This is a genomic window from Pseudomonas sp. B111, from assembly GCF_026428275.1.
GTDB lineage: Bacteria > Pseudomonadota > Gammaproteobacteria > Pseudomonadales > Pseudomonadaceae > Pseudomonas > Pseudomonas aeruginosa.
On record NZ_CP097857.1, the window covers coordinates 5,458,573 to 5,478,077 of the forward strand.

21 protein-coding genes and 2 pseudogenes are annotated in these 19,505 nt (G+C 64.8%); 16 read left to right on the forward strand and 7 right to left on the reverse strand.

What is annotated here, in order from left to right:
• Positions 1 to 60 precede the first annotated feature (60 nt).
• The 4 genes and pseudogenes from M6E97_RS25235 to M6E97_RS25250 form a co-directional block, all read left to right on the forward strand.
• Positions 61 to 470: pseudogene (locus M6E97_RS25235) on the forward strand (transposase); the annotation flags it as partial.
• A 915-nt stretch (positions 471 to 1,385) separates the two neighbouring features.
• Positions 1,386 to 1,643: a hypothetical protein gene (locus tag M6E97_RS25240; protein ID WP_124080958.1), complete on the forward strand. Its 258-nt coding sequence runs from the start codon at positions 1,386 to 1,388 to the stop codon at positions 1,641 to 1,643.
• A gap of 111 nt (positions 1,644 to 1,754) precedes the next feature.
• Positions 1,755 to 1,952, forward strand: a pseudogene (locus M6E97_RS25245) (transposase); the annotation flags it as partial.
• A gap of 179 nt (positions 1,953 to 2,131) precedes the next feature.
• The gene (locus tag M6E97_RS25250) at positions 2,132 to 2,527 is read left to right on the forward strand and encodes a hypothetical protein (RefSeq protein WP_003083536.1); all 396 of its coding nucleotides are present in this window, start codon (positions 2,132 to 2,134) and stop codon (positions 2,525 to 2,527) included.
• A 264-nt stretch (positions 2,528 to 2,791) separates the two neighbouring features.
• Here M6E97_RS25250 and M6E97_RS25255 read toward each other — a convergent pair whose 3' ends face one another.
• Entirely contained in the window at positions 2,792 to 4,201 is a 1,410-nt protein-coding gene (locus M6E97_RS25255) for an MgtC/SapB family protein (protein WP_019484681.1), read from the reverse strand.
• A 163-nt stretch (positions 4,202 to 4,364) separates the two neighbouring features.
• Here M6E97_RS25255 and exoT point away from each other — a divergent pair, with 163 nt between their 5' ends.
• From exoT to M6E97_RS25275, 4 genes are all read left to right on the forward strand, one after another.
• The gene (exoT, locus tag M6E97_RS25260; protein ID WP_003114583.1) at positions 4,365 to 5,738 is read left to right on the forward strand and encodes a T3SS effector bifunctional cytotoxin exoenzyme T; all 1,374 of its coding nucleotides are present in this window, start codon (positions 4,365 to 4,367) and stop codon (positions 5,736 to 5,738) included.
• Between the two features lie 495 nt (positions 5,739 to 6,233).
• On the forward strand, positions 6,234 to 6,920 hold the full coding sequence (locus M6E97_RS25265; RefSeq protein ID WP_003111706.1) for a CsgG/HfaB family protein: 687 nt from the start codon (positions 6,234 to 6,236) through the stop codon (positions 6,918 to 6,920).
• Positions 6,921 to 6,950: 30 nt separating this feature from the next.
• Positions 6,951 to 7,304: a DUF4810 domain-containing protein gene (locus M6E97_RS25270; RefSeq protein WP_033938683.1), complete on the forward strand. Its 354-nt coding sequence runs from the start codon at positions 6,951 to 6,953 to the stop codon at positions 7,302 to 7,304.
• The gene (locus M6E97_RS25275; protein ID WP_003083573.1) at positions 7,301 to 7,966 is read left to right on the forward strand and encodes a DUF799 domain-containing protein; all 666 of its coding nucleotides are present in this window, start codon (positions 7,301 to 7,303) and stop codon (positions 7,964 to 7,966) included. Before M6E97_RS25270 ends, M6E97_RS25275 begins: the two co-directional genes overlap by 4 nt.
• Positions 7,967 to 7,980: 14 nt before the next feature.
• Here the strand turns inward: M6E97_RS25275 and M6E97_RS25280 are convergent, their stop codons facing one another.
• Together M6E97_RS25280 and M6E97_RS25285 are read right to left on the reverse strand one after the other, a co-directional pair.
• On the reverse strand, positions 7,981 to 8,364 hold the full coding sequence (locus tag M6E97_RS25280; RefSeq protein ID WP_003128160.1) for a helix-turn-helix domain-containing protein: 384 nt from the start codon (positions 8,362 to 8,364) through the stop codon (positions 7,981 to 7,983).
• Positions 8,365 to 8,645: 281 nt separating this feature from the next.
• Complete coding sequence (locus M6E97_RS25285; protein ID WP_033938681.1) at positions 8,646 to 10,307, reverse strand: hypothetical protein; 1,662 nt, start codon at positions 10,305 to 10,307, stop codon at positions 8,646 to 8,648.
• Positions 10,308 to 10,900: 593 nt separating this feature from the next.
• Here M6E97_RS25285 and M6E97_RS25290 point away from each other — a divergent pair.
• The 3 genes from M6E97_RS25290 to asnB all read left to right on the forward strand — a co-directional run bounded on the left by M6E97_RS25290 (position 10,901) and on the right by asnB (position 13,695).
• Positions 10,901 to 11,041, forward strand: coding sequence for a PA0050 family protein (locus M6E97_RS25290; RefSeq protein WP_003083582.1), 141 nt, complete (start codon positions 10,901 to 10,903; stop codon positions 11,039 to 11,041).
• A 61-nt stretch (positions 11,042 to 11,102) separates the two neighbouring features.
• Positions 11,103 to 11,240, forward strand: a complete 138-nt coding sequence (locus tag M6E97_RS25295; protein WP_016254349.1) for a PA0050 family protein — start codon at positions 11,103 to 11,105, stop codon at positions 11,238 to 11,240.
• 622 nt (positions 11,241 to 11,862) lie between these two features.
• Positions 11,863 to 13,695, forward strand: coding sequence for an asparagine synthase (glutamine-hydrolyzing) (asnB, locus tag M6E97_RS25300; protein WP_016263993.1), 1,833 nt, complete (start codon positions 11,863 to 11,865; stop codon positions 13,693 to 13,695).
• Positions 13,696 to 13,747: 52 nt separating this feature from the next.
• On the opposite strand, the gene M6E97_RS25305 is transcribed toward asnB, so the two are convergent.
• Complete coding sequence (locus M6E97_RS25305; protein WP_033938680.1) at positions 13,748 to 14,176, reverse strand: cupin domain-containing protein; 429 nt, start codon at positions 14,174 to 14,176, stop codon at positions 13,748 to 13,750.
• A gap of 266 nt (positions 14,177 to 14,442) precedes the next feature.
• On the opposite strand from M6E97_RS25305, the gene M6E97_RS25310 reads away from it, so the two are divergent.
• Together M6E97_RS25310 and M6E97_RS25315 are read left to right on the forward strand one after the other, a co-directional pair.
• The gene (locus tag M6E97_RS25310; RefSeq protein WP_003111525.1) at positions 14,443 to 14,613 is read left to right on the forward strand and encodes a hypothetical protein; all 171 of its coding nucleotides are present in this window, start codon (positions 14,443 to 14,445) and stop codon (positions 14,611 to 14,613) included.
• Positions 14,614 to 14,615: 2 nt separating this feature from the next.
• On the forward strand, positions 14,616 to 15,086 hold the full coding sequence (locus tag M6E97_RS25315) for a type II toxin-antitoxin system death-on-curing family toxin (RefSeq protein ID WP_003111524.1): 471 nt from the start codon (positions 14,616 to 14,618) through the stop codon (positions 15,084 to 15,086).
• Between the two features lie 16 nt (positions 15,087 to 15,102).
• Here the strand turns inward: M6E97_RS25315 and M6E97_RS25320 are convergent, their stop codons facing one another.
• From M6E97_RS25320 to osaR, 3 genes are all read right to left on the reverse strand, one after another.
• Positions 15,103 to 15,651, reverse strand: a complete 549-nt coding sequence (locus tag M6E97_RS25320) for an RNA 2'-phosphotransferase (RefSeq protein WP_033938679.1) — start codon at positions 15,649 to 15,651, stop codon at positions 15,103 to 15,105.
• 38 nt (positions 15,652 to 15,689) lie between these two features.
• Positions 15,690 to 16,196, reverse strand: a complete 507-nt coding sequence (locus M6E97_RS25325; protein WP_003083593.1) for a DUF1993 domain-containing protein — start codon at positions 16,194 to 16,196, stop codon at positions 15,690 to 15,692.
• 65 nt (positions 16,197 to 16,261) lie between these two features.
• Positions 16,262 to 17,182 carry an oxidative stress response transcriptional regulator OsaR gene (osaR, locus tag M6E97_RS25330; protein ID WP_003083596.1) on the reverse strand — a complete coding sequence of 307 codons (921 nt, stop codon included), beginning with the start codon at positions 17,180 to 17,182 and terminating at the stop codon, positions 16,262 to 16,264.
• Between the two features lie 107 nt (positions 17,183 to 17,289).
• Here osaR and M6E97_RS25335 point away from each other — a divergent pair, with 107 nt between their 5' ends.
• The 3 genes from M6E97_RS25335 to M6E97_RS25345 all read left to right on the forward strand — a co-directional run bounded on the left by M6E97_RS25335 (position 17,290) and on the right by M6E97_RS25345 (position 19,483).
• Positions 17,290 to 18,177 (forward strand): MBL fold metallo-hydrolase, encoded by an 888-nt coding sequence (locus M6E97_RS25335; protein WP_003083599.1) that lies wholly within the window; start codon positions 17,290 to 17,292, stop codon positions 18,175 to 18,177.
• 62 nt (positions 18,178 to 18,239) lie between these two features.
• The gene (dsbM, locus tag M6E97_RS25340) at positions 18,240 to 18,944 is read left to right on the forward strand and encodes a disulfide reductase DsbM (protein WP_003136951.1); all 705 of its coding nucleotides are present in this window, start codon (positions 18,240 to 18,242) and stop codon (positions 18,942 to 18,944) included.
• Between the two features lie 83 nt (positions 18,945 to 19,027).
• Entirely contained in the window at positions 19,028 to 19,483 is a 456-nt protein-coding gene (locus tag M6E97_RS25345) for an OsmC family protein (RefSeq protein WP_003118563.1), read from the forward strand.
• The last annotated feature ends 22 nt before the right edge of the window (positions 19,484 to 19,505 follow it).

Consider the following 19,505-nt stretch of genomic DNA (forward strand, 5'->3'; position numbering starts at 1 on the left):
CCCTACTCTAATTTTCTAAGCAGGGAGGCTCCAGCGCAGACGCCGTAAGGAGGCTCCGCGATGCCTAGGCAAGGGCGAGTGGTTTTACCGAATTATCCGCTTCACGTGGTCCAGCGGGGACACAATCGGCAAGTGGTATTCGCCGAGGACGAGGACTACCAGCGTTACCTCTCCGATCTACGGGACCTCAAGGATGCCTTTGGTATCAAGGTCTACGCATTTTGCCTGATGACCAACCATGTCCATCTGCTCTTGGCGCCTGGTGATTCGCTGTCTGGCTTGGCGCAACTGATGAAAACGCTGGCGGCGCGCACGACACGATATCGGAATCGCTTGGAGGGCCGTTCCGGAACGTTGTGGGAAAGTCGCTATAACTGGCGTGTTGCCGGTACATCGAACTGAACCCTATTCGGGCGCGGATGGTGGACGATGTGGCGGCCTATCCCTGGTCAAGTTATGGGCTGCAGAGCATAAAGGGGACAGATTTATTTTCCCTACTCTAATTTAAAGGAGATAAAACATACACGTTCTACTCAAGATCAAAAACTACGGGGCTACCTTCTGCGGAACTAAAGATAGGTGGAAATAATAAGAAAAATATTGCTGTAAAGATTCGTTTTGAAAATCCTTAGGGGTGTAATATGAATAGTTCCTGTCAGCATGTTTTATGTGGTTTGATGGACTTTTCAAAGAAGCTTCCAGATAATGTTGTTAAGGTAAAGAAAGGGATGGCATTTTTTGTTGAGAGATCGGCTCTATATAGTTTGAGTATTTTAAAATTGTTATTTTTTTGTTAGCGTTAATTGTGGTGCGAAAAAATATTTTTCTGCTTTTTGGTAGCCCAAAAAAATAAATTTGAGATCTCCTCGGTTTATGAGGTTGATCTGCTTGAAGTTAATTTTACTGAGATAGAGAATAGGCTGTTTTCTTTATATGAAGAGCATGTTTTAGTTGGAGAGGTAGGTAGAATAGTAGCTTTTTCAGATATGGTCTCATGGGTTCTGTATGAAGAGGTTTTAGAAGAGATAGGGGTTTTGGTTATGTTGGATGAAACGAGATCTGTATATTCGAATTTTGATTTTGGCGAGTTCGTTAGTAGAGAGTTTATGATGGAGCAGGCTGATTTGGGTTTATACCGTAAAGAGTACGTAGATAAACTTATTTCTAATTATTAACATAAAGGAAGAGTTTTTATTTTCCCTATCCTAACTTCTGAACACGGAGGCTCCAGCGCAGGCTCCGTCAAGGGGGCGACATGCCTAGGTAAGGGCGCATGGTTTAGCGAGTTATTCGCTTTGGGTTCGGCGTGGGCGCAGTCGCCGAAACTAGAGTAGTAAAAATAAATCTGTCCCTTTTTCTCAAGCAAAGCCGACAGTCAATACGCTATGCATGAGTTTGTTGGTGGTTGCTGGTTTGTTTTTGAAGGCGCTCACTTTTCAAAAAGGATAACTAATGAATATACAGATGGTCGAGAAGAGTCTGCTGGAAATAAAGTGATTCAAGAGTTTGGTTCCCGTTCTTGTATTGATGCTCTTTCCAGAGAGTATTTGTTAGAGGGGGTTCTCGAAGTTCAGCCGGGGCCGGGCTGGGTGCTTTGGTATATTTATGCGAAGTCATTTCACATTGAGATTCCAGACGTTTGAAGCCCCCCGGTTCTCGCCCGGGATAGAGAACAAAGGGGACAGATCTATTTTCCCTGCTCTAATTTTCTAAGCAAGGAGGCTCCAGCGCAGACGCCGTAAGGAGGCTCCGCGATGCCTAGGCAAGGGCGAGTGGTTTTACCGAATTATCCGCTTCACGTGGTCCAGCGGGGACACAATCGGCAAGTGGTATTCGCCGAGGACGAGGACTACCAACGCTACCTCTCCGACCCTCAAGACCTCGAGGATGCCTTCGGTATCAAGGTCTACGCATTTTGCCTGATGGCCACCCATATCCATCTGCTCCTGGCGGCTTGCCGGCCCTCCTTTCTACTGCTCCGTCGCACAGCGCCCCAATGTACTAGTACACCGGAAACCGCCGTCTCCCGTTGAACGGGCGGGCCCCGGCCCCCTACCATTCGCAGCACACCGACCCGCGCAAAGGGAGCGGGATGCCGCGTAGGCAGGCCGCCATGGAAGGAGAAGCACATATGCCGGTACTGGCTCTGAGACTCACCGCCCTGGCGGCCCTTGCGATCAGCGTGTCGGGGTGCGTCATGGAGGCCTATGGCAGTCGCGCGCGTAGCGATGCGCAATCCTGGATCGGCTTGCCAATCCAGGACGTGATCAAGCGCTTCGGCGAGCCGGAACGCGTGACGGGGGATGCCGCCAGGCAGAAGTACGTGTGGAAGGAGTACGAGAACTATAGCCACGACTACGACTACACCTACTACGAGCAGGGCCATGGCAATACGCCCAACAGCTCGGTCCTGAACCAGAAGACCGGCACGGCCAACCAGAGCGGCTATTACACCTGCATCTACGAATTCTTTGCCGACGCCTCGGGCCGGGTGGTCGATGCGACCGCGCGGGGTGAGTGCCGCTAGTTCCAGGCGCTCTTCACGCCGCAAAGGGCGATTGGCTCAGCCAGCCACCGCCTTGTCTCCGACCTCGCAGAGACGCCTCAGTCCAGCGCGGAGGCGTCCCCTCCCCTCGCTCCGCCGTGATCGCCAGGCCGCCCTGCCTCACCCGGGTCCTGGTCCGGTCCTCGAAACCCGGCCGTTGCAGCCAGTAGCCGCGCAGGTTGATGCGGGGCGCCAGGCGGTTGCCGTCGCGTTCGTCCAGCGGCGCTCCGGGGTTTCCCCGGCGCCTCACAACAGGATCAGCAGCGCTCCTACCAGCAGCCCCGCCAGGCTGAAGGGTAGCGTTTGCAGGGCCAGCCGCTTGCCGCCCACCAGCACGACCAGGCCGGCCTTGACCAGGCTGTTGCTCAGGGCGGCAAGGGCGATGCCGCGGCTGGCCACGCCTGGATCGAGTTCGCCCTGCGCCGCGCGGGCCAGGGACAGGGTGATCGCGTCGACGTCGGCGAGGCCGGAGAGCAACGCGACCGCATAGATACCGGCGTCGCCGAACAGCCGCCGGCCGACCTCCACCAACAGCAGGATCGCGCTCAGCAGGGCGGCGAAACGCATGGCCGGGAGCAGTTCGAAGGGGTTGCGCAGGCCTGGCTCGTCGGGCGCCTCCTGGCTGGCGCGGCCGCCGCGCAGGGCGTGGAACAGCGTGCCGCCAAGGTAGACGAGGGTGGTGGCGGCGAATGGCAGGGCCAGCTCCTTCAGCAAGGCCGGGTGGATCGCGCCGATCTCGACGAGGATGCGCGGGAACATCAGCGCCGAGGTCGCCAGCAGGGCGCACGCCAACAGGGCGTCGGGCATGCGCTCGCGCAGGCGCGCCAGGGTCAGGGTCATCACCGTGGAGGACACCAGGCCGCCGAGCACCGCGGTCAGCAACAGGCCCTTGCGCGAGCCGATCAGGCGGATGGCCAGGTAGGCGGAGAAACCGAGGGCGGCGATCAGCACCACCATCCACCAGGTCAGGTAGGGATTGAAGAACGCCCAGGGACCATAGCCCTGGTTGGGCAGCACCGGCAGCAGGACCACGGAAATGAACAGCAGCTTGAGGGTGCCCGATAGCTCCTCGGCGGTCAGGCGCTTCAGCAGGGCGTGGAGCTTGTCCTTGAGGCTCAGCAGCAGGGTCAGCACGATGCCGCCGGCGGCAGCCAGCAGGCGCTGTTCGGTGAGGGCGAGGCTGCCGAGGAGGAAGGTCATCAGCAGGGCGATCTCGGTGGTCATGCCCTGGTCGCCGCCACGCCTGACATCGCTCACGTAGCCGGCCACGGCCAGCGCCGCGAGGGCCAGCAGCAAGGCTACCCAGACTGCGCTGCCCAGTTCGCCCGCGAGCAGGGTGGCGAAGCCGCCGAGCAGGCCGGCCAGGCTGAAGGTGCGGATTCCGGCGATCTGCCGCGCATCTTCGTGGTCGCGCTCCTGCCAGCCGCGCTCGGCGCCGATCAGGAGGCCGATGGCCAGGGCCGTGCACAGGCTCAACAACAGATCCAGGGAAAGCGTCATGCTCGATTCCATTCGCCGGGAGAGAGGATGGCGACGTGCCTGTGCGCACCATAGCAGCAGACGACCCCGAGGCGCCCGCACGGCGGTACGCCGTCCGCCATGAGGCCGGCGCTGCCGCCGGTATCCATCGGGTTCTCCGCCCCGGTGTAGGCGCACGGGAGCTGGCGTAGGGAAAGTCCGCTGTTTTTCGGCCGCTGACGGTTCTCTTTCCGCGTGCTCCGACGGCCGCCAACAGTAAAAAAACCACGGCCAATCCTGATAGGCGGAGGGGCGCCTCGTTCCTAGACTGGCGGGGAAACATCAGGAGACGTCAATCATCATGCATATTCAATCATCTCAGCAGAACCCGTCTTTCGTGGCTGAGTTGAGCCAGGCCGTGGCCGGGCGCCTGGGACAGGTCGAGGCCCGCCAGGTGGCCACTCCCCGGGAGGCGCAACAACTGGCCCAGCGCCAGGAAGCACCGAAGGGCGAGGGCCTGCTCTCCCGCCTGGGGGCCGCCCTCGCGCGTCCCTTCGTGGCGATCATCGAGTGGCTGGGCAAACTGCTGGGGAGCCGTGCCCACGCCGCCACCCAGGCGCCGCTCTCCCGTCAGGACGCGCCGCCTGCCGCCAGTCTCTCTGCCGCCGAGATCAAGCAGATGATGCTGCAAAAGGCACTGCCCCTGACCTTGGGCGGACTTGGCAAGGCGAGCGAGCTGGCGACTTTGACAGCGGAGAGACTGGCGAAGGATCACACGCGCCTGGCCAGCGGCGACGGCGCCCTGCGCTCGCTGGCCACCGCCCTGGTCGGGATTCGCGATGGCAGCCGGATCGAGGCTTCCCGTACCCAGGCTGCCCGCCTGCTCGAACAGAGCGTTGGGGGGATCGCGCTGCAACAGTGGGGGACCGCGGGCGGTGCCGCCAGCCAGCATGTACTCAGCGCAAGCCCGGAGCAACTGCGCGAAATCGCCGTCCAACTGCATGCGGTAATGGACAAGGTCGCCCTGTTGCGCCACGCGGTAGAGAGCGAGGTAAAGGGCGAGCCTGTCGACAAGGCGCTGGCGGATGGCCTGGTGGAGCACTTCGGGCTGGAGGCGGAGCAGTACCTCGGCGAACACCCGGACGGGCCGTACAGCGATGCCGAGGTGATGGCGCTCGGTCTCTATACCAACGGCGAGTACCAGCACCTGAATCGGTCCCTGCGTCAGGGACGGGAGCTGGATGCGGGCCAGGCGTTGATCGACCGGGGCATGTCTGCCGCGTTCGAAAAGAGCGGACCGGCTGAACAGGTCGTGAAGACCTTCCGCGGCACCCAGGGCAGGGATGCCTTCGAGGCGGTGAAAGAGGGCCAGGTCGGCCACGACGCCGGCTATCTCTCCACCTCCCGGGACCCCGGCGTTGCCAGGAGCTTCGCGGGCCAGGGCACGATAACCACCCTGTTCGGCAGATCCGGGATCGATGTCAGCGAGATATCGATCGAGGGCGATGAGCAGGAGATCCTCTACGACAAGGGGACCGACATGCGCGTGCTTCTCAGCGCCAAGGATGGGCAGGGTGTGACCCGTCGGGTGCTCGAAGAGGCCACGCTGGGGGAACGGAGCGGCCACGGCGAGGGACTGCTCGATGCCCTGGACCTGGCAACCGGGACGGATCGTTCAGGCAAGCCCCAGGAACAGGACCTGCGCCTGAGAATGCGCGGCCTCGACCTGGCCTGACCGGTCGACGGCAGAGACGGACACTCCCAAGGGGTGTCCGTTTTCGTTTGCGCCGTACAGCGTCGGGCGCAATGGGCGGCAAGGAGGCCTGCCTGGCTGCCACCGGTTGGTGGCGGACGCCGGTGCCCGGCGTCCCACCTCGATCCTGCGAACGAGACGCAGTCAGAATTCTCCGAGTATGCTTCCTGCATAACGAAACGATCGGAATAACTGTGGTAACTTTGCCGCCCACCGAGATGGCCTATTGATGGCTCATACGGTTCGTGCATCGCTTCCCGCACGATTGTTTCGGATTTCCAAGGCCGGCCGGGAGCGCCGGTTGATCGACGCATTCGTATTTCAAGGAAAGAAATCGTGGCCACCCCATTTCGCCCCTCGCCTTGGCGCGCCGCCGTGCCGCCTGGCCTTCCTCGATTTTCACTACGCCCTCTTTTCCGCACACGGGGCGGCTAGAAGCCGCTCCGCGTCGATAGCGTTTTTTTCCAGGAGAACCCCATGAGTCACAGCGCCAAGAAAGCACTACTGCCGCTCCTCGCCGTCGCCACCCTGGCCGGCCTGGCGGGCTGCGCCACCGAGACCTCCACCGCGTTGCCGGTACAGCAGGTCGAGAGCGTCAACCGACCCTACAGCGGCGTGCGTTCGCCGATTGCGGTAGGCAAGTTCGACAACCGCTCCAGCTACATGCGCGGGATCTTTTCCGATGGCGTCGACCGCCTCGGCGGCCAGGCCAAGACCATTCTCATCACCCACCTGCAGCAGACCAATCGCTTCAACGTGCTGGACCGCGACAACATGAGCGAGATCCAGCAGGAAGCGGCGATCAAGGGCCAGGCCCAGCGCCTGAAGGGTGCCGACTACGTGGTGACCGGCGACGTCACCGAGTTCGGCCGCAAGGAAGTCGGCGACCGCCAGCTGTTCGGCATCCTCGGCCGCGGCAAGTCGCAGATCGCCTACGCCAAGGTGGCGCTGAACATCGTCAACATCTCTACCTCGGAGGTCGTCTATTCGACCCAGGGCGCTGGCGAGTACGCCCTGTCCAACCGCGAGGTGATCGGCTTCGGCGGCACCGCCAGCTACGACTCGACCCTCAACGGCAAGGTCCTCGACCTGGCCATGCGCGAGGCGGTGAACAAGTTGGTCAACGCGGTCGATAGCGGCGCCTGGAAGCCACAGAACCAATAATCCACCAGAAACCAGGGAATCACGGCACACATGAGCAAGACGATCACATGGACGGCGGCGCTGCTGGGGAGCATGGCGCTGGCCGGGTGCAGCGGACCGAAGACGCTGTACCAGTGGGAGGGCTACCAGGCCCAGGTCCACGAATACTTCAAGGGTGAATCCAAGGAGGCCCAGGCGCAGGCGCTGGAAGCCGACCTCGAGAAGATCCGGGCGAAGAATGGCGTGGTGCCGCCGGGCTACCATGCCCAGCTGGGGCTGCTCTATTCCAGCATCGGCAAGGACGACCAGATGGTCCGCGAGTTCGAGACCGAGAAGGCGCTGTTTCCCGAGTCGGCGACCTACATGGACTTCCTCCTGAACAACGCCCGTGGAGGTGCCCGTTGAAACTCGCCCGACTGTCCGGCCTGGTGGCCGGTTTCACCCTGCTGGCCCTGCTCGGCGGCTGCGCGCCGACCAAGAGCGTCGACTACTCGGCGTTCAAGCAGGCCAAGCCGCGCTCGATCCTGGTCCTGCCGCCGCTGAACGAGTCGCCCGACGTGAAGGCGACCTACAGCATGCTCTCGCAGGTCACCTTCCCGCTGGCCGAGGCCGGCTACTACGTGGTGCCGGTGGCGCTGGCCGACGAGACCTTCCGCCAGAACGGCCTGACCAGCGCCGGCGACGTGCACCAGGTGTCCCCGGCCAAGCTGCGCGAGATCTATGGCGCCGACGCGGCGCTGTACGTCACGGTGAGCGACTACGGCACGCGCTACATGGTGATCAGCAGCGCGACCATCGTCACCGCCAGCGCCAAGCTGGTCGACCTGCGATCCGGCACCACCCTGTGGACCGGCTCGGCGACCGCCTCCAGCGAGGAAGGCAACGGTGGCAACAACGGCGGCCTGGTGGGCATGCTGATCACCGCGGCGGTCAAGCAGATCATCAACAGTTCGGTGGAGGACGCCGGTTATCCGATCGCCGGGATGACCAGTGCGCGCTTGCTCTCGGCCGGCCAGCCGGGCGGACTGTTGTACGGCCCGCGCTCGCCGAGGTACGGCAGCGACTGAGCCGTGCGCCGGGGCTACGGGGACGTCTCCGTGGCCTCGGCGCAAGCCGCCGGGAGGGGCTTGGCCGCCGCGTTGCGCTTGGCCATGTACTGGCGGATCAGGTCGTCGAGCAACGCCCGGATGGCGCGCCGCTCGTCCAGCCGCAGGCGGCCGATGGCCTCGAACTGCAGGCGCAGGTCTTCCGGTAGCGCCTGCCGCTCGCTGCGCTCGCAGACCAGCCAGTCGAGGGGCACCGCGAAACGTCCGGCGATGGTTTGCAGCACCGCCAGCGACGGCTGCCCGCCCTTGGCTTCGAAGTGCCGCAACTGGCTCACGGTGACGCCCAGTCGCTCGGCCATCTGCCGTTGGGTCAGGGCGTTCTGCTGGCGTAGGCGTAGGAGATTCTGCGCGAAGCTCATGGAAAACTCTCCAAGTCAGGGGAAATCCTTGCCACCGCCCCGGTGATGCGGGCGATGGCGGTTGTCTCCATCATCGGCGTTCGCACTCTTCGACTCTGCCCTACCGTTCCGGCGCGGGCCTGGGAAAGCTCCGGGTGGTGAGTCCGAGGTTTCCCCGCGTGCCGCCTTTTTCGATTCAGTAGAGGCTGAAGCGACGGGCTACGGTCCCGTTGGCCTGCGTCGGCGGCAGTTCGGCTTCGCGGCGAAGCGATAGATCGCGAGGGCCTTGCGCCTGGCGAGGACTAGTCCGCTTGCGCCCCCTGCGCCAGGGCGTTGCCGACGCCCACCAGCAGCACCCGGGTCTGCGCCACGATGGCGCTGCGGTAGGCCTCGTAGCGGGCGTCGCTGATGGCGTTGTCGTTGCGCGCGCCGCCGCCGCTCGCCGGTACGCCGGTGTAGTAGTTGTTCATCACCGGGACATGGATGTGCCCGGCGGGAATCTCCAGGCGGAACGCGTCGCGCAGCACCGTGTTGCGGTAGGCGCTCTCGTTGGACAGGTAGTCGCCGCCACCGCCGTTGCGCGCGCAGATCCGTCGGTTCGGCGGGAGCACCAGGGAGGGATCGGGCATGGCGTTCATCACCCCGTTGGTCGGCACGTTTTCGGTGCGCGGGTTGGCGCAATCGGGGAAGAAGTCGTAGTTGGTGTGCCAGGTGACGTCGAAGCCTTCCGCGGCCTGGCTGGTAGCGCCCGGCGGCCGCTCGATGCCGCGCCAGGTATCGGCGGCGAGCAACTGGCGGACCGGCAGCGAGGCCTTGGAGAACTGCGCCGGCAGGTTCTGCCGCCAGCGGCTGGCGCTGTCGTAGCCGAGCCAGCGGCGCGGCGGGTTGATATTGCAGCCGGAGCCCCGCAGGGAAATCGGCGCGGTGCCGGGATTGGTCACGCTGCCCAGGGGAAGCACGTAGTTGGGCAAAGCGCTGTCGGCGGGGCAGTAGACGATGCCGTCGTTGCCGGCGGAGGAGCCGTGGAAGCGGCCGTTCCAGGCCTCCAGCCAGAACTGGTTGGCGCCGCCCTGGCTGATGGTGATGGAGGCGTCGACCCGGCGCGGGCCGGGGCGGAACCAGGGGCCCAGGGTGTCTTCCTGCATGCCGCGGTTGAACGGGTCGTAGCTGACCGGCAACAGGTAGGCCTCGATACGCAGCAGGCTGCCGTCGGCCAGCCTGAACTCGCGGCCGTCCAGCGCAAGGGCGGTGGCGCCCGAGGGGTTGCCGTTGCGCAGGCCGGTGTTCGCTGTCCCGGGAGTGCCCAGGGTGAAGACGTCGAAGCCGCTGATGATCATCCGCCGGTAGCGCGAGCCGTCGGCGGCGTAGCGGCGCGGCAGGTCGATGTCCAACTGTCCGCGCGAGGCGCGTTCGAAGCGCCATTGCAGCGCCTGGGCCTGGGCCTTGCCGAGGCGGAAGGATGGCGCCCATTGGCGCAGGGTGCGGGTCATGTAGAGGCGCGTCCAGTAGAGCATGCGGTCATCGCTGGCCGGCAGCGCGCCGGCGGGAATGGCACGGCGCCCCTGGGCCCGGTCGACGGCGGCGCGCCACAGCGCGCGGCCCTCTTCGGTGACCAGCTTCAGTGCCTTGGCGTAGCTGGTGACCGGGGTGCGGCCGTCGGCGGCGCACAGGCGCTTGGCGAAGGCCGGTTCGAAGCCGTCGAAGCCGGCGCCCTTGACGATGCGCTCGGCCAGCGGCGTCTGGTCGTGGGTGACGACGTTGGCGCCGCTGAACGGCAGCGGCGTGTCGAGCCGGCGCTCCTCGTAGGACAACGCTGCCTCGCGGTTCCAGGAACAGGCGACGCTGGGCGGCGTGCGGGCGCCGGCGAGGTCGCCGTTGGCGGCCCAGCCGGCGCCGGGCAGCAGGGCCGCCGAGACGGCCAGGGCGAAGAGGGAGTATCGGCTTGCGTGAGGGGCGTAGCGCATCGGGTGGACTCCTGTTCTTGTTCGGTTCATGGGTCGATCGGTGCGGCGGGCGGAGCGCGGGCGAGCGGCGCCCGCCGGCGGCGCGGGGTGCGTCGCGGGTTGCTGCGGTGGCGGACGGGAGGGCGGTGCTAGGGGGCGCGTGTCGCCGGTAGACGGAGGCGCGCGGAGGGAGGGTTGCGGGACGACGCGGAGGCGTCTGGGAAAGTCAGGTCCTTTGCCATGGATGCACCGATCGTTGTTCTTGCTGTTGTGGGGCGTCGGTGGGTGCACGGCCGGACTTCGCACCCGTGCGGCATTCTTGGAGGCGCCGGCGCGGGGCGTCCAACGAATTTATGTGGCCGCCGGGGATAGGAAAAGTTGATGGCGAACCGGTGCCGAAGCCCCCTGCCCCGGTACTTTCGCTGGCGCTGCGGCAATCCACCGCACTGGCGCGTTCGCTCGGGCTGGTCTTTGCTCTCCGGGGTCCGGCGGCTCGCCGGCGAGTCTTGCGGTGCGCCGCGAGCGGACGGGCGTTCGGTCCTTCTGCAGGCAAATGCCCTTGTTTTCGGAGAAGGACACGGATCGTTGATCGCTGTTTCGACCAAGGAGGTCAGATGAAAAGGAAGATGCTGGCGGCTTCGCTGCTGCTGTGGATGTTCTCGCTCACGGCGCAGGCGGACTGCGCGGTGCTCGGGCCGGGGGAAGATCCCTGCGCGGGCCCGGTGCTGGGACCGACCGTCTGCGAGTGCCCGTGATGACCGACTGTACCCTCGACCAGGGACAGGGAGCGTTCGATTACCAACCAGGAGGTTGCAAATGAAGAAAGTACTGTTGGCTGTGTTCCTGCTCTGTAGCTTCTCTCTTACCGCCCAGGCCGCGTGCCCGGTTTTCGGCCCATCCGAGGACCCGTGCAGCGGGCCGGTGTTCGGTCCGTCGACCTGCGAATGCCCTTGAGGTAGGTCGTCTGGCGGGCCCGGTGCAGCGGGCCCGCTTCCGGATGGATCGCTCGAAGTTGCCTGCTTTAATTCTCCATTCCCCGCGCCGCCCTACTTTTCCCGCTCGTCCATCGTCGCGTCGAACGTTGCCACGAAATCAGCGTCGGTGGACAACTCTTATATTCAATAGTTGTACGATCTGAGTTTGTTGTAGTCATTTGCTTAGTTGGCTATCCATATGATTGCCGTAAAGCAATTATAAGTTTAATTGGATTAGCTTTCTAAGTCTTTGGAAAGAGCCGTGAACGACCCTGTAATATCTGGTTGTAGAGCCGCGTAATGATGTTTCAGGATGTTTCATTAATTTTGTAGATTATTGTTTTTCCTTTGTTTTTTTAAAAACAGCTACCAGATTTAGATAGATATTAATTAACTCGGCCACGTTTTTTCCTGTTCTATCATTGGCCTTCCTTGGGCGCAGGCCTGCCGAAACTGCTTATCTTCAGGTCCTCGAAAAGTTCATACATCGACCGCCTTGGGCGAAGCATTCGTACGCCGGCAATCTGGCCGGCCGCACGGATGTTTTCAGCATGTTCTCTGGATGAATTTCCCGATAAAACATCAATTAGAGGAGTTTCCCTATGTGCGGTCTCGCGGGTTGGGTGGATTACACGCGCAAGCTCGACGACGAATTTCCGGCGATCTTCGCCATGACCGATACGCTCGCCTTGCGCGGGCCGGATGCCGAGGGCATCTGGAAGCACCGCAACGCCCTGCTGGGTCACCGGCGGCTGGCGGTCATCGACCTCAGCGGCGGCGTGCAGCCGATGTCCTATCGCTTTCCCACCGGCCAGGAGGTCACCCTCGTCTACACCGGCGAGGTGTACAACCACGATGCCCTGCGCGAGCGGTTGCGCCGGGCCGGACATGAGTTCCGCACCCGCAGCGATACCGAGGTGGTCCTGCACGCCTATCTGCAATGGGGCGAGCGTTGTTGCGAGTACCTGACCGGGATGTTCGCCTTCGCCGTCTTCGATGGCCGCGACGGCCACCTGCTGCTGGTGCGCGACCGCTTGGGCATCAAGCCGCTGTATTACGCGCGGCACCGCGAGGGACTGCTGTTCGGCTCGGAGATCAAGTCCATCCTGGCGCATCCGGAATTCGCCGCCAGGCTCGACGCGGTCGGCCTGGTCGACCTCCTGACGCTGTCCCGGGGCACTTCGCAGACGCCGTTCCGCGAGGTCCAGGAACTGCTGCCCGGCCACCTGCTGTCCTGGCGTCCCAATTCCCAGGCGAAGTTACGCCGCTACTGGGAGGTGCGCCGCCAGGAGCATGCCGACGACCTGCAGAGCACCGTGCAGCGCACCCGCGAACTGGTCACCCGCGCCCTGGGGTCGCAATTGCACGCCGACGTTCCGGTGTGTTCGCTGCTATCGGGTGGGCTCGATTCGACCGCCCTGACCGGCATCGCCCAGCGCATCGCGAAGGCGGAGCACGGCGGCGACATCAATTCGTTCTCGGTGGACTTCGTCGGCCAGGCCGAGCAGTTCCGCAGCGACGACCTGCGTCCCGACCAGGACCAGCCGTTCGCTCTGCTGGCCGCGCAGTACATCGGCAGCCGTCACCGCACCGTGCTCATCGACAATGCCGAACTGGTCTGCGAACGAGCGCGCGAAGAGGTATTCCGGGCCAAGGACGTACCTTTCACCTTCGGCGACATGGATACCTCGCTGCACCTGATGTTCGGCGAGATCCGCCGGCATTCCACGGTGGCCATCTCCGGTGAAGGCGCCGACGAGCTGTTCGGTGGCTACGGCTGGTTCCGCGATCCGCAGGCGGTGGCTGCGGCGCGCTTCCCCTGGGCCTCCAGGGTGCGCTTGCCGGCCGGCTTCATCGACGCCGGTTTCAACCGCCGCTGCGATCTCCTCCAGTACCAGCAGGCCAGCTACGACGAAGGGCTGCGCCAGGTCGAACACCTGGCCGGCGACAGCCCGGAGGAGCGGCGGATGCGCGAGTTCAGCCACCTGCACCTGAAGCGCTGGATGGTGCTGCTGCTCGAACGCAAGGATCGCCTGAGCATGTGCAACGGCCTGGAGGTGCGGGTGCCCTACACCGACCATGAGCTGGTGGAGTACGTCTACAACGTGCCCTGGTCGATCAAGAGCCGGGACGGCGAGGAGAAGTGGCTGCTCAAGCGGGCCTGCGCCGACTATGTCCCGGAAGCCGTGCTCAAGCGCCGCAAGAGCCCTTATCCGACTTCTGCCAACCTCGGCTACGAGCGTTTCCTGCGCGGGAGCGTGCGGCGCTTGCTGGAGGACGCGGCGAACCCGGTGTTCGGCATCGTTTCGCGGGAGTTCCTGGCCGCCGAACTGGAGCATCCGGAGGGGTACTTCAACACCCAGGTGAGCCGCCACAACCTGGAGACCGCGCTGGCGCTGGAAGGCTGGCTCAGGTTGTACGGGCTCTCCGCCTGAGCGTGATGCGGGGCGTGGCGGGTTCGGGCTGCTGTCCGGCCCGCCGGCGTCTTCAGGCGCCGGGCATTTCGCCGCGTTCGCCGAGCCCCACCGGCATGCCTTCCACGCCGGCATGGAACAGCAGGGCTTCCACCGGTTCGGCCCCGGCTATCAGGCGATGGATGATGTTCATCAGGCAGCCCGCCGCCTCGCCTTCCAGCACCCGCGTGCTCTGAGCACCGTCGCGGGTCTCCAGGCGCAGTTCGCCCTTGAGCACGTAGAGCGCGCTGGGCATCGGATGGACCTGCCAGTCCAGGCGTTCGTGGGCGGCCAGGCTCAGGCGCTGCACGGTGAGCTGCGGCTGGCCGAGGGGATAGCCGAGGTAGAGCGAGCCGTTCCAGGCGCAGCCGCTGCGCAGCAGGGTTTCGCGGTGCGGACTGGTTGCGGCCGGGAGGTCGCGGCTGGGTGGGAACACATGCACGTGGCTGGGGCGAAGGTCCATCGGGCGTCCTGCGCTTGTCGGTGTTTTTCCTCAGTCAAGCCGGCTTTCACCGCCTGCTCCACTGCCGCTTCTGCTAGGCGGCAGCGGGCCATCAACGTTCGAGGCTGGTCTGCAGGCTGCTAGGCCATGTTGCGGTGCGCCTTGCCAGTGCTTCCGGTTTCGAGAGGACATCTGTTCCCTGCCTGCACTGGTATATGCTTGAACACTGAATATTCGTCCCCTGCCCGGGGCAGGCAGGTCCGGGAAGTGGATCCTTGGAGGTACATATGTCGCGATCGCTGCGCAAATCGAAGAAACTCGTCATTCCTCCCCGTCCTCGCGATGAGGTCGTGCGCGCGCGCCCGGCCTTGGGAGAACATCAGAAGCAGGTCGAGAACGCCTTTGCCCTGGCCTTCGAACGCTACGAAAAAACCTTCGAAGAGCTGGCCAAGGTTTAAGCATGTCGCAAGACCAGCAAGGGATACGCTATCTCTCCGTTGCAGATCTCGTTCGCCTCAATGAGTTGCTCATCCTGGCCCAGACTCCGGACGAGCCGATAGGCGTCCTCAAACCGAACGAGTTGGAGTCCGCACAGCAACGGCCAGCCAACCATCGTTACTATGCTCGAACCGACGATATCATCACGCTGGCTGCGGTCTTTGCGGAAAGCTTGGCAATGAACCACTGCTTTGCCAATGGCAACAAACGCACGGCGGCGGCGGCCGCTACGGTTTTCCTCCTGCTCAATGGCATAGAGCTGACGGGGCCCGCTCAGGACTTCGTCGACATCATGGTCGCCCTCGTGACTCGTGAAGCGAGCGTTCAGGACCTGGAAGACTGGATGTTCTACTGGCACAGACCATTCGACGCTTACAACCTGCCGGACAGCGACGCTTTCGAGCGAATGGTCGCCCGCTTGGGCATTGGTTAGTCCGTAGAACGCCTTCTCAAGCCTCGCGGATGAACCGCACGGGTACCCGCTCGGTCAGCCAGACGCCGTTCTCCGCCTGGTGGAATAGGTGCCCGGCCAGGTGCATGTCGCGCGCGTCAATTTCCAGCAGAACCGGGCTGCCGTAGCGGCGGCCGACTTCCAGGGCGGTGGCGCGGCGGGCGGAGAGATGGACGTGGTGGCGGCTGCCGGGGACCAGGCCGCGCTCGCGGATGGAGTCGAGGAAGCGGCTGGCGGTGCCGTGGTAGAGCACTGCGGGCGGGACCGCGGGGGCGTAGGCGATGGCCACCGCGGCATGCGAGTGGCCTTGCACGGCGCGGATGCGCTGGCCATCGGCGGAGAGGGCGAAGCGCTTCTTGTCGTTGTTCTCGACCACCGCGCCGAGCAGCGCGCGGTCGAGGGCGCGGCCGTCCCGCGCCGCGCCGGCGATCAGGGCGTCGATGTCGGCCCAGCCTTCGTCGTCCAGCTTCAGGCCGATGGCCTCGGGCTGGTGGCGAAGGACATAGCTGAGGAACTTGCTGGTGTCGTCGAGGGTTTTCCGATCCATTCCATGGTCCTTGTGCGTGCCATCCCGGCGCGGGAACCTCAGGCGCCGCCGAGGAAGTCCATCTTGCCCAGTTCGACGCCGTTGTGGCGGAGGATGGCGTAGGCGGTGGTGACGTGGAAGAAGAAGTTGGGCAGGGCGAAGCCGAAGAGGAAGTCGCGGCCGTTGAAGCTGATCTCCTGGCCGCGCACCTTGAGGGTCACGTTGCGCTCTTCGGCGCCGTCCAGTTGTTCCTCGCGGATGCCCTCGAGGAACTCGACGGTGCGGGCGATGCGTGCCTGGAGTTCGTCGAAGGTGGTTTCCGTATCCGCGTAGCTCGGCACTTCCAGCCCGGCCAGCCGCGCGCCGGCGCCCTTGGCGGCGTCGCTGGCGATCTGTACCTGGCGCGCCAGGGGGAACATGTCCGGCGCCAGCCGGGCGTCGATGAAGATGCGCGGATCGATGTTCTTCGCTTCGGCGTGGGCGGCGGCTTTCTTCAGGATCGCCGAGAGGTTGCCGAGGGTGCGCAGGAAGGTCGGGATCGAAGCCTGGTAGATCGACAGGGACATGGACGTGCTCCAGACAGGGGATAAAGGTGCGTCGAAGGCGGCGCGTCCAGCAGTCTACCCGGCTTTCACGCCAGCGCCAGGGGGCCCGCCTCGTCCCAGTGCGGATCGGCCGCCATTCGTTCGACCAGGAAGTCCAGCAGCGCCCGCAGCGCCGGCGGCATCTGCCGGCGCGAGGCGTACACCGCGTGGATGCCGAGCACCTGCGGCGACCACTCCGGCAGCAGCGCCACCAGGCGTCCGCTACGGATCAGCGGGGCTGCCGAGTACAGCGGCTGCTGGCTGATCCCGGCACCGGCGGCGGCGGCCTCCAGCAGCACGGTGGATTCGTTGGCGCTGAGACTGCCACCCACCGGCACGCTGGTCGGCTCGCCGTCGCGCTCGAACTGCCAGAGACTGCGGCCGAAGTAGGAGTAGGTCAGGCAGTTGTGCAGCGCCAGATCCTCCGGGCGCCGCGGGGTGCCGTGGCGGCGCAGGTAGTCCGGCGCGGCGCAGATCACCGAGCGGCATTCGCCGAGGCGGCGGGCGATCAGGTTGGGGTCGAGCTGGTTGGCGATGCGCAGGGCCAGGTCGATGCGCTCCTCCACCAGGTTGACCACCTGGCTGTTGACCTGCAGGTCGATGGCGGTGCCCGGGTAGCGCTCGACGAAGGCGGCGGCGGCACGGGTCAGCCAGGCCTGGGCGAAGGACAGGCTGCTGGTGATGCGCAGAGTGCCGCGCGGGCTGTCGCGGCGGGTCTGGCCGGTGGCCTGCATGGCGTCGGCCACGGCGAGCATCTCGCGGCACTGTGGCAACAGCTCCGCGCCGGCGTCGGTCAGGCTCAGGCGGCGGGTGCTGCGGTGCAGCAGGCGTGCGCCGACCCACTCCTCCAACTCGGCGAGGTAGCGCGAGACCATCGCCCGGGACATGTCCAGACGCTCGGCGGCGGCGGTCTGGCTGCCGCTGTCGATGACTTCGACGAAGACGCGAGTGGCGGTCAGGCGGTCCATGATTCGCTCGATCCATGCAACAAAGCTGTGATTATTGCGGGGCTTTTTGCGCGCTTTCAAGCAACTAACATGGCAAGCCTCTGATCCCACTGCCTGGAGAACCGCTCATGTCGCGCCATGGATTGCTTCGTTCCCTGTTCGCCGCCGCCGCCCTGCTGGGTGCCGCCGGCGTCTTCGCCGCCAGCGCCGAACCGCTGCGGCTGGAGGTCTACAACCCCGGCGAGAAGGCGATCTTCGCCGTGTCCTCGGAACTGCTGGTGGGCCAGCGCGAGGCGATGCTGATCGACGCGCAGTTCTCCCGCGCCGACGCCGAGCAACTGGTCAAGCGTATCCAGGCCAGCGGCAAGACCCTCAGCACTATCTACATCAGCCACGGCGACCCGGACTTTTACTTCGGCCTCGACGTGCTGAAGGCCGCCTTCCCCGAGGCGAAGATCCTCGCGACGGCGCAGACCGTCGCACACATCCAGGCGACCAAGGACGCCAAGCTGGCCTACTGGGGGCCGATCCTCAAGGACAACGCGCCGACGTCGCTGGTGGTGCCGGAGCCGCTGAAGGGCGACCAGTTGAAGCTGGAAGGCCATGCCCTGAAGGTGGTCGACCTGAAGGGGCCGAGCCCGGACCGCACGGTGCTGTGGATTCCGTCGCTGAAGACGGTGGTTGGTGGCGTGCTGGTGGAATCCGGTTCGCACGTCTGGACCGCCGATACCCAGACCCAGGCCTCGCGCCAGGCCTGGGTGGCGATGCTCGACCGGATCGAGGCGCTGCAACCGCGGCGCGTGGTGCCCGGCCATTTCACCGGCGAGGAGCCGAAGGGCCTGGACGGCGTGCGCTTCACCCGTGACTACCTGAAGGCCCTGGAAGCCGAACTGCCCAAGGCCAGGGATTCCGCCGCGCTGGTCGAGGCGATGAAGCGCCGCTACCCGAACCTGCCGGGCGAGGAAGGCCTGGAGCTGAGCGCCAAGGTGCTCAAGGGCGAGATGCAGTGGCCCTGAGCCGCGCCCGCCGATAGCCGCTGATCGAGGCGTCCCCTGCGGGGCGTCTCGTGGAGACCGAGATGAATGACCTCACCCTGCATTACCTCTACGATCCGCTCTGCGGCTGGTGCTACGGCGCTTCGCCGCTGCTCGCCGCCGCCCGCGAGGTGACGGGTCTGGACGTACGCCTGCATGGCGGCGGCATGATGACCGATGCCAACCGCCAGCCGGTCGGCGCCGGTCTGCGCCACTACGTGATGCCCCATGACCTGCGGATCGCCCAACTGACCGGCCAGCCGTTCGGCAAGGACTACTTCGACGGTCTGCTGCGCGACACCAGCGCGGTATTCGACTCGGCCCCGCCGACCGCCGCCGTGCTTGCCGCCGAAGCGCTCGACGGCCTCGGCGCGGCGATGCTGGCGCGGATCCAGCGTGCCCACTACGTCGAGGGCCGGCGTATCGCCGAGCGTCCGGTGCTGCTCGAGCTGGGTGCCGAACTGGGGCTTGGCGAGGGCTTCGCCGAGGCGTTCGACGCCTGCTCCGGCGAGCCGCTGCGCGCGCACTTCGCCGACAGTCGGCGGCTGATGAACCGTCTCGGCGCCGCTGGCTTCCCGACCTTCGCCCTGGAGCGCGACGGCCGCCTGCAGGTGCTCGACACCGGGCGCTACCTCGGCCAGCCGGACGACTGGCGGGCTTTCCTCGAAACGCAGCTGCGTCTTGCCGGCGGCAGCGGTGCCTTGGGCGGGGCCGCGGCGCCGCTCTGCCGCATCGACGGTTGCGCCTGAATCCCGCCGCCGCGCAAGCGGACTGAACTTGTCCGGCTGCGTCGTCCTCCCATGTAGACATGCCCGCTCGCCGACGCGAGCGGATGTCCATCCACAGCTCCGGAGGAGTCGACATGAAGAAGACGGCATCGGCGGTCTGGCAAGGCGGCCTGAAAGACGGCAAGGGCACCCTTTCCACCGAAAGCGGCGCGCTCAAGGACAACCCCTATGGCTTCAATACCCGCTTCGAGGGCGCACCGGGAACCAACCCGGAAGAGCTGATCGGCGCGGCCCACGCCGGCTGCTTCAGCATGGCCCTGTCGATGATGCTCGGTGAGGCCGGCCTGACCGCCGAACGTATCGAGACCCGCGCCGAGGTCACCCTCGACAAGCAGTCCGACGGTTTCGCCATCACTGCCGTGCACCTGGTGCTCAGGGCGCGCGTGCCGGGGGCGGACGCGCAGACCTTCGAGCAGATCGCCAACAAGGCCAAGGCCGGTTGCCCGGTATCCAAGGTGCTCAACGCGAAGATCAGCCTGGACGCCAGCCTCGACGGCTGAGCGGAACGCTTCCCCAGCCCGG